This is a genomic window from Neisseria sp. HMSC074B07, from assembly GCF_001810355.1.
In the GTDB taxonomy this organism is placed as follows: domain Bacteria; phylum Pseudomonadota; class Gammaproteobacteria; order Burkholderiales; family Neisseriaceae; genus Neisseria.
This window is the reverse complement of record NZ_KV800978.1, coordinates 935-9,198: the sequence shown is the minus strand read 5'-3', so window position 1 is coordinate 9,198 and position 8,264 is coordinate 935. Positions and strand designations below refer to the sequence as shown.

6 protein-coding genes are annotated in these 8,264 nt (G+C 52.5%); 2 read left to right on the top strand and 4 right to left on the bottom strand.

Going from position 1 to position 8,264, the window contains the following annotated elements; genetic code table 11:
• Nucleotides 1-85: 85 nt before the first annotated feature.
• Nucleotides 86-1,231, bottom strand: coding sequence for a hypothetical protein (locus HMPREF2726_RS10820; protein ID WP_070603376.1), 1,146 nt, complete (start codon nt 1,229-1,231; stop codon nt 86-88).
• Nucleotides 1,232-1,485: 254 nt separating this feature from the next.
• Here HMPREF2726_RS10820 and lysS point away from each other — a divergent pair, with 254 nt between their 5' ends.
• Nucleotides 1,486-2,997 carry a lysine--tRNA ligase gene (lysS, locus tag HMPREF2726_RS10815; RefSeq protein ID WP_070603374.1) on the top strand — a complete coding sequence of 504 codons (1,512 nt, stop codon included), beginning with the start codon at nt 1,486-1,488 and terminating at the stop codon, nt 2,995-2,997.
• 282 nt (nt 2,998-3,279) lie between these two features.
• On the top strand, nt 3,280-3,402 hold the full coding sequence (locus HMPREF2726_RS14835) for a hypothetical protein (RefSeq protein ID WP_283118872.1): 123 nt from the start codon (nt 3,280-3,282) through the stop codon (nt 3,400-3,402).
• Nucleotides 3,403-3,415: 13 nt separating this feature from the next.
• Here HMPREF2726_RS14835 and carB read toward each other — a convergent pair whose 3' ends face one another.
• From carB to HMPREF2726_RS14510, 3 genes are all read right to left on the bottom strand, one after another.
• A complete protein-coding gene (carB, locus tag HMPREF2726_RS10810; protein WP_070603372.1) occupies nt 3,416-6,631 on the bottom strand; it encodes a carbamoyl-phosphate synthase large subunit in 3,216 nt (1,071 codons plus the stop codon).
• 2 nt (nt 6,632-6,633) lie between these two features.
• Complete coding sequence (locus HMPREF2726_RS10805; protein WP_070603370.1) at nt 6,634-7,176, bottom strand: hypothetical protein; 543 nt, start codon at nt 7,174-7,176, stop codon at nt 6,634-6,636.
• Nucleotides 7,177-8,075: 899 nt separating this feature from the next.
• Nucleotides 8,076-8,264 (bottom strand): hypothetical protein (locus HMPREF2726_RS14510; RefSeq protein ID WP_210399703.1); only part of this gene is annotated, 189 nt, incomplete at its 5' end.

Genomic DNA, 8,264 nt, shown 5'->3' with positions numbered 1-8,264 from the left:
CACTTCAAATGCGAATCCGCCGTCGTCTGAAAACCCAAACTTCAAGTTTTCAGACGACCTTTTGTACCATGACAAGATAGTCGGCTTATGCTGCTGAATTTTGATGAATCAGGCAGCCCATATACAGATTGCCGTCTTTCTGCCAGCCGAACAATTGGTTCTGCTGATCGCTGTTTTCAGCCATCAAGCCCAGAGTCAGCCAGTGGCTTTCTCGCGGAAGTTGACCTGTATACGGTTCGGGCGTGTGTATCAGGGGCAGGTCGAAATTATCGTTCCAGCTGACGCCTGCTTGGCGAAGTTTGCCGACGTATTGTTGCGTATCTTTAGGCGGTGCGGTAAACCAGGCGGCATGGACGGTGCGGTTTTTCAAAGCGTAATCGGCGTAGTGTCCGAAAGATTTGTTTTGCGCTGTTTCGTCGGACAAGGAGATGGCAATCGGACGCTGCAAAACCGCTTTGACGGGCAATTTGTTCTGTTTGGCGGCATAAGGCGAGGCAAACACCAGCCAAGTCGCGTTTTCTGTAAACTCGGCATCTGAAGCGTCTTCGTTCAGCCATGCCGAAAGAATCACATGGATGCCTTCAAACTGACGGTTTTCCACCCAATCGCCCATCAAACTTTCGCCATCAGACAGAGGCTTGATGGTCGCGCGGACACCCGCCATTTCGGCGATTTCTTCAAATCTTTGCTGCCAGTTCAAATACGCTTCTTCATCCGGCGCATCGATGTGCAGGGTCACAGGCTGCCGATACTCCGCCAATTCGCTCAATTTTTGGTAAAAATGTTCGGCAACGTAAGGATAGCCGCTGCGCCACAGGTCTTCGTCTTCGTCACGCGGAAACAGAAACAGGTCGGCATTTCGTCCGCCTGACGCTTGGGTAATGACTTCCGGCAGCGACAAGGGTTCGGGCAGGATGATATGCGAGTCGACCAAAACGATGCTTCTTTGCGCCCAATCCGTCCATTTTTTGCGGATATTCGATTTTTCGGTTTCCCAAGCATCTGCCGCCGCGCTGCGGTTCATCGACAAGATAAAGCGGTACAGCAAAGCCGCGCCCCAAACGCCAACCGGTATCAACAGATAAAACGGGCTGATTTTCAGCCACAACACAACAATCAACGCCGCAATGAAAAGCAAAGCCAATACCGTCAGCCATACCCAAGGGGTATTCCACTTGCTGTTTTTGCGGGCGACGATGGTATCAGGGATATCAGGAATAGACCAGTACATAATCTTCAGATATTGATTTGAAATAAATGGAATGAGTATAACAGCAAAAAAGCCAAATGTTTTTCCAAACTTGATTTCAGGTATCTTTTCCCCGCCAAACGGATTGACTGGAAACCCCTGTCCGATGTTTTTCAGACGACCTTTTGAGCCGGATAGAAAAAAACACCGACATCGCGTAAAATATGCGCAAATTTTGTGATTCAATCAGGTCGTCTGAAACAGATTGCGCCTGATTTATTTTTCCGGAAAACACCATGAGCGAACAAAACAATCCGCAAACCGAGCCGCAGTTGGACGAAAACCAAATCATCGCCCTGCGCCGCGAAAAACTGCACAACATCCGCCAACAGCGCAACGCCTATCCCAACGACTTCAAGCGCGACAGCTTTGCCGCCGATTTGCACGCCCAATACGGCGAAATCAGCAAAGAAGAACTCGACCCGCAGGCCGTCCCCGTCAAAATTGCCGGCCGTATGATGCTGAAACGTCAAATGGGCAAGGCGAGCTTTGCCACTATTCAAGACGTTACCGGTCAAATCCAGCTTTATCTGAACAACAAAGGTGTGAGTCAGGAAGTTTTGGACGATTTCAACCATTGGGACTTGGGCGACATCGTCGGCGCGGAAGGTACTTTGTTCAAAACCAACCACGGCGAATTGACCGTGCGCGTGTCCGACATCCGCCTGCTGTCCAAATCCCTGCGCCCGCTGCCCGACAAACACAAAGGCTTGAGCGATCAGGAAACCAAATACCGTCAACGCTACGTCGATTTGATTGCCAACGAAGAATCGCGTAATACGTTTATCAAACGCAGCCAAATCATCCAATCTGTGCGCAATTTTATGGTGAACGAGCATTATCTCGAAGTCGAAACCCCGATGATGCACCCGATTCCCGGTGGCGCGACGGCGAAACCGTTCGTGACCCACCACAATGCTTTGGACATCCCGCTTTACCTGCGCATCGCCCCCGAGCTGTATCTGAAACGCTTGGTGGTCGGCGGTTTGGAGCGCGTGTTTGAAATCAACCGCAGCTTCCGCAACGAAGGTATGTCCGTGCGCCACAACCCCGAATTCACCATGATCGAATTCTACGAAGCCTTCTCTGACTACGAACGCATGATGCAGATGGCGGAAGACATCATCCGCAACGCATCGCGCACGGTAAACGGCACGGCGAAAATCAGCTACAACGGCAAAGAAGTCGATTTGGAAAGCCCGTTTGAGCGCCTGACCATTCTCGAAGCCATCAAAAAATACAATCCGCACTACACCGACGAGCAGTTGAACGATGCGGAGTGGTTGAAAAAAGAAATCGTCAAACACGGCGAAAGCCTGCCGCCGTCCCCCGGCATCGGCAGCCTGCAACTCGCCCTGTTTGAAGGTTGCGCCGAGAGCAAATTGTGGAACCCGACCTTCATTGTCGATTACCCGGTCGAAGTTTCCCCGTTGGCGCGCGCTTCGGATACGAAACAAGGTCTGACCGAGCGTTTCGAATTGTTCGTTGTCGGCCGCGAGCTGGCAAACGGCTATTCCGAGTTGAACGACCCCGAAGACCAAGCCGAACGCTTCAAAGCGCAAGTGGCGCAAAAAGACGCGGGCGACGACGAAGCCATGCACTACGATGCCGACTACATCCGTGCCATGGAATTCGGCCTGCCGCCGACAGGCGGTTGCGGCATCGGCATCGACCGCCTGGTGATGCTGCTGACCGATTCGCAAACCATCCGCGACGTGATTTTGTTCCCGCAGATGCGTCCCGAATAAGGTAGGCAGATAACAAAGAAAAGGTCGTCTGAAAACCGGAAAATTGGTTTTCAGACGACCTTTTTGTTGAAGCTAAACTTGATTCAGTTTTGTTTTTCAATTGTCTTATAGTGGATTAAAATTGCAACGATACGGCGTTGCCAACGCCCTTATGTACTACCCGTACACGGCGGGCGTTGTCGCCTTGTCTCATTTTTATTTTAATCCACTATAAGTTCCGTATGCCGTATGCGCTGAGGTAGCCGCAAGCGGTTTTGCCGGAGGTAACGGATCGGACGGTTGATGAATTCGCAAACCATCCGCGAGTGGTTCTGTTTACGCAAATGCGCCTCGAATAAAGTCAGCAAAGAAAAAGGTCGTCTGAAAACCGGAAAATTGGTTTTCAGACGATTTTGTTCAAGCTAAACCCGATTCAGATTCAGCCTCTGTTTTTCAACCGTCCATGCAACTCCTGCACGCTGTACACGCCTAGGTGGTCGCGGCTTTTTGCGCCTTCGCTCATGGCTTCGCCGCCGGCGATGGTGGTGTATTGCGGCACGCGTTGGGTGAGGGAGGTGCGGCGGATACTGTGGCTGTCGGCGATGGATTGTGCCGAGCTGCTGACGGTGTTGACCACCAGCGCGATTTCGCCGTTTTTAATTGCGTCCACGATGTGCGGGCGGCCTTCCTGCACTTTGTTTACCGCTTGCACGATGATGCCGTGCTCTTTCAGGTATTCGGCGGTGCCGCGTGTGGCGCAGACGCCGTAGCCTAAGGCTTGGAAGTTTTGCGCGGTTTTGACGATGAGCGGTTTGTCTTCGTCGCGTACGGCGAGGAAGATTTTGCCGGTCGGGTTCAGGCGTTCGCCAGCGCCGAGTTGGGCTTTGTAGTAGGCTTCGCCGAAGCTTGCGCCTACGCCCATCACTTCGCCGGTGGAGCGCATTTCGGGGCCGAGAATGGTGTCCACACTGGGGAATTTGATGAAGGGGAACACGGCTTCTTTAACGGCATAGAAATCGGGGACGACTTCTTTTTCCACGCCTTGCTCTTGCAGGGAAATGCCTGCCATGCAGCGTGCGCCGACTTTGGCGAGCGGCACGCCGGTGGCTTTGGAGACGAAGGGAACGGTACGGCTGGCGCGCGGGTTCACTTCCAACACGAACACCACGCCGTCTTGCACGGCAAACTGTACGTTCATCAGGCCGACCACACCCAGCGCGTACGCCATGGCTTTGGTTTGGCGGCGGATTTCGTCTTGGATTTCTTCGCTGAGCGAGTAGGGCGGCAGCGAGCAGCCGGAGTCGCCGGAGTGGATGCCTGCCTGTTCGACGTGCTGCATGATGCCGCCGATAACGACGTCTTTGCCGTCTGAAACGCAGTCCACATCGACTTCAATGGCGTTGTTCAGGAAGAAGTCGAGCAACACGGGGCTGTCTTCGGATACCTGCACGGCTTCGCGCATGTATTTTTGCAGCTCTTCGGCGGAGTGGACAACCTGCATGGCGCGGCCGCCGAGGACGTAAGACGGGCGCACGACCAGCGGATAGCCGATTTCTTCGGCTTTGACGAGCGCTTCTTCTTCGTTGTGGGCGATGCGGTTGGGCGGTTGGCGCAGGCCTAAGTCGTTCAACACTTTTTGGAAGCGTTCACGGTCTTCGGCAGCGTCGATGCTGTCGGCGGATGTGCCGATAATGTTCACGCCGTTTTCAACCAGCGCGTTGGCGAGTTTCAGCGGGGTTTGACCGCCGTAATGCACAATCACGCCCCACGGGTTTTCGGTGCGGACGATTTCCAACACGTCTTCCAGTGTCAGCGGCTCGAAATAGAGGCGGTCGCTGGTGTCGAAGTCGGTGGACACGGTTTCGGGGTTGCAGTTCACCATAATCGTTTCAAAGCCCGATTCGCGCAGGGCGAGTGCGGCGTGAACGCAGCAATAGTCAAACTCGATGCCTTGACCGATACGGTTTGGGCCGCCGCCGAGAATCATCACTTTTTTACGCTCGGAAGGACGCGCTTCGCATTCTTCTTCGTAAGTGGAATAGAGGTAGGCGGTTTCGGTGGCAAACTCGGCTGCGCAGGTATCGACGCGTTTATAGACGGGATGCAGCTTCAGCGCATAGCGGTGTTCGCGCACTTCTTTTTCAGGTAGCCCTAAAAGCTGTGCGATGCATTTGTCGGAGAAGCCTTTGCGTTTCAGACGACGTAAGGCGGCGAAATCCAAATCTTGCAGGCAGCCTGCACTTACCTGCTGCTCTTCTTTCACCAAGTCTTCGATTTGAGCCAAGAACCAAGGGTCGATGGCGCAGATTTCGTGGATTTCTTCCAGCGTGAAGCCCACGCGGAACGCGTCTGCCACAAACAGCATACGCTCAGGGCCGGGGTTGGCCAGTTCGCGGCGGATTTCCGCTTTGTCGGAGCTTTTCGGATTGAAGCCGCACAAGCCTGTTTCCAAGCCGCGCAGGGCTTTTTGGAAGCTTTCCTGAATCGTGTGGCCCATCGCCATCACTTCGCCCACCGATTTCATCTGCGTGGTCAGGCGGTCGTCTGCAGCGGGGAATTTTTCAAAAGCGAAACGCGGGATTTTGGTGACGACATAGTCGATGGAAGGCTCGAACGACGCGGGCGTACGGCCGCCGGTGATGTCGTTGCGCAACTCGTCCAGTGTAAAGCCGACCGCCAGCTTCGCCGCCACCTTCGCAATCGGGAAGCCCGTCGCCTTGGAAGCCAGCGCGGACGAACGGCTCACGCGCGGGTTCATCTCAATCACAATCATCTCGCCGTTTTCAGGGTTCACCGCAAACTGTACGTTCGATCCGCCCGTGTCCACGCCGATTTCGCGCAATACCGCCAACGAAGCGTTGCGCATGATTTGGTATTCTTTGTCCGTCAGCGTTTGCGCTGGCGCAACCGTAATCGAGTCGCCCGTATGCACGCCCATCGGGTCGAAGTTTTCAATCGAGCAGATGATGATGCAGTTGTCCGCCTTATCGCGCACCACTTCCATCTCGTACTCTTTCCAGCCGAGCACGGACTGCTCAATCAACAGCTCATGCGTGGGCGACGCATCGAAACCGCGTTCGCAAATCGCCAAAAACTCGTCTTTATTGTAGGCAATGCCGCCGCCCGAACCGCCCATCGTGAAAGACGGGCGAATCAGCGTCGGGAAGCCGACCTGTTCCTGCGCTGCCAAAGCTTCGTTCATCGTGTGGCAGACAAAAGATTTCGGGCAGGAGAGGCCGATTTTTTCCATCGCTTCCTTAAATCGACCGCGGTCTTCCGCTTTGTCGATCGCGTCTTCCGTCGCGCCGATCAGTTCGACATTGTATTTCGCCAACACGCCGTTGCGCGCCAAATCCAGCGCACAGTTCAGCGCAGTCTGGCCGCCCATCGTGGGCAGAATCGCATCAGGCCGCTCCTTGGCGATAATCTTCTCCACCGTCTGCCACATAATCGGTTCGATGTAGGTAACATCCGCCATTTCAGGGTCGGTCATGATGGTGGCGGGGTTGGAATTCACCAGAATGACTTTGTAGCCTTCTTCACGCAAAGCCTTGCAGGCCTGTGCGCCCGAATAGTCAAATTCGCAGGCCTGACCGATAACGATAGGGCCGGCGCCGATGATAAGGATAGATTTTAGGTCGGTACGTTTGGGCATGGTTATTTACCTTTTTCAGAATCAGATAACGTATAGCAATTAGTGTTTGTTAATAATGAAATGTATTGGTTTCGCTGATTTTCACGTTGTTGAATGTCATAATCAGATAGGGATTTGTAAGATGAGTAACGACCATAACCCTGATCTAATTCTTCGTTTATTTGCTTTAGTTTGTTCTGCCAAATTATGCGATCGTTTTTACAGTCATTGTATGCTTTAGCAATAATATTATCCTTATCTATTTGTTCATGAAGATTCTTATTTGCGTCTGCAAATCTTTTGTTTGCTTGGATACATTCATTATATGACTTTTTATCTACAAAATGCTTGGTAATTTCATTAACTGTATAAGCACTATTTTTATAATTAACTATTTCGGTTTCTAGAGTTTTGATTTTTTCTTCTAATGCTTTAGGGTATTCTGTTAAGTATCTATTCATACTAACAAAGCAAATACCACCACCCACAGACAATCCAATTAGGAATGCTGCAATTGTTTTTCTGGATTCAGTAATTTGATTAATTTCATTTGTAGTGATAGACATAAATTTCTAAATGGTTAATGTGGATTGATCAAGCGTAGGTTAGTTTGAGTAAGCCGTAGCCCACATGTAGAGTGTGTGTGTGCGGTACGCACGCACGCGTTCTCCATTTTCCCTGCAACCCCAACCCACCGCGTGCGTGCCTTGCGGCACACACCTTACCGATGGGTTCAAAGGTCGTCTGAAAAAATGCTCGCGGCGTTTGTTCCATCTGCCTTGCGATAAAGGCTACCTGAAAAATTCCTGCTGTTGATGTTTCGGGCATTCTTTTTCAGACGACCTGCAACGCCTGAATCCGCTGCAATCCACCCCCTCCCCCGTGGGGGAGGGCTGGGGAGAGGGCATTCCCCGAATGGCGGCAACCTTTCTCAACACCCTAACCGCCCCAATACAAGCCTTGCGGCTTGTTGCCCTCTCTCTAACTCTCTCCCACGGGAGAGAGGATGGGGTGGCTGTTGGGGTTAAGGGTTCTGCAAGGAAAACAAATTGTGCAGGTTGCTTTTTTTCTTTTCAGACGACCTACAATCAACGGTAAATCCAAGCAAGCTGTCGCCCGCATGTGGGGCGTGTATGGTACGCACGCGTTCTCCATTTTCCCTGCACCCCCAACCCACCGCGTGCGTGCCTTACGGTACACACCCTACCGATGGGTTCAAAGGTCGTCTGAAAAAATACTTACGGTGTTTGTTCCATCAGCCTTGCGATAAAGGCTACCTGAAAAATTCCTGCTGTTGATATTTCGGGCATTCTTTTTCAGACGACCTGTAACGCCTGAATCTGCTGCAACCTGCTCCCTCCCCTGTGGGGGAGGGCTGGGGAGAGGGCATTCCCCGAATTTCGGTAACCCTTCCCAAATCCCTTGGTCCCCTAAAATACAAGCCTTGCGGCTTGTTGCCCTCTCTCTAGCTCTCTCCCACGGGAGAGAGGACGGGGCGGCTGTTAGGATTAAGGGTTCTGCAAGGAAAATAGGTTGTGCGGGCTGCTTTTTTATTTTTCAGACGACCTGAAATCAACGGTAAATCCAAGTTGCTTTTCAAACCGCCGCAACCGCAAAACTTGCTGCAACCTGCTCCCTCCCCTGTGGGGGAGGG